Here is a 1468-nt window from a genome sequence, read left to right on the forward strand (position 1 = left end):
GTAACTGCTCAGGTGTGTCATCCTAGTTCCCGATTAAAGCCTATCTCTTTGCCGAGAATTTCAGGCTTTCATTGAGGTTCAACAGGCAGAATTTTCGACCATCAAACACTCCAAAACTCCCAGATAAATCTATATGAAATAACAAATTCCTATTGTATTTAGATGTTCAATATGTTATACTAAATCCAATTGGAGATAGGATTTAGATGGTACCAGAAGACTCTTGGGAGATAGAATTCAAACAGCTCAATCGTAAGATTGACCGCCTTTCTGCGACCAATGAAAAACTGGTATCCCAGGGAATCAAGCTTTCAAACCAAGCCTATGAGGCAAGCCTTCAGAGTGAAAAACAGTCCCTTACCATAAAGGATCTTTCCTCCGTCATTGCAGATCTCAAGCAAACACTGGATGCCAGAGACGCACGAATTGCCGAGTTGGAAGAACAGTTGAACAAGAACAGTGGCAACAGCAGCAAACCTTCATCCACTGATTTCTTCAATAAGCCAAAGCCTTCTTCCATCAACAAGGGCAAACATAGCGATACAAAGAAATCTACAGGGGGGCAGAAGGGCCATACAGGCTCCACCATGAAGCTCAAGGAGATTCCGGATGTCATACAACAATGCCTTCCTTCAGACTGTCTTGGGTGTAGGCTTTCAGGCCGTTGCAAGGGTGAGCTCTCCATCATCGAATCCAGGAATGTGACCGATGTTCGTATCTTTATGGAACAGACAAGATTTGACTGCATCAGCAGGCTCTGTCCCAAGACAGGTAAAACTATCACAGGAGCCTTCCCTAATGGTGTCAATGCATATATGCAGTTCGGCAGTAACCTCAAGGCGATGGTAGTTGCCCTCTCTTCTTTTGGTATGGTCAGTGTCTCCAGGATCTGCGAACTCATGGAAGGCTTGGCTGGCGTTTCCCTCAGTGAGGGGACGGTCTGCAACATCCTCGCCGATTGTGCAGGGCGTTGCAATGAGCTTCTCCCCGAACTGAAAGAGCATGTCAGAGGCTCCGAGATAGCACATTTTGACGAGACGGGCATACGGGTCAATGGCAAGATACAATGGGCCCATACCTCATCCACAGACAAGGTCACACTCATCACCGCCCACCCCAAACGGGGACTGGAAGGTATTCTTGCCGGTGGGGTGCTGAAAAACTTCAGGGGGGTTGCTGTCCATGACTGCTGGGGCTCCTACTACAAAGAAGAGTTCAAGGGCATCACGAATGCTGTATGCGGGGCTCATATTGACAGGGAGCTCGAGGGTGTCATCCAGAACAAGAACCAACGATGGGCAGTAAGCATGAAGAAGTTGCTTTCTTCCCTCTATGAGACGAAACGGAAGCTCCAAGAAAAGGGCCTGCTTTATGCACCGCAGGAGCTTGTGAATGAATATTCCCAAAAATATGACCAGATCCTTGGCAGAGGATTCTCAAGAAACCCCTACCAACCGCCAAAGATAAA

At 47.4% G+C, this 1468-nt stretch carries 1 protein-coding gene; it reads left to right on the top strand.

Features of this window, described 5'->3' with window-relative positions; genetic code table 11:
- Nucleotides 1-206: 206 nt before the first annotated feature.
- Nucleotides 207-1468 (top strand): transposase (locus ROJ03_RS13030; RefSeq protein ID WP_313727500.1); only part of this gene is annotated, 1262 nt, incomplete at its 3' end.

The organism is Sphaerochaeta sp. PS (assembly GCF_032144095.1).
Lineage (GTDB): Bacteria > Spirochaetota > Spirochaetia > Sphaerochaetales > Sphaerochaetaceae > Sphaerochaeta.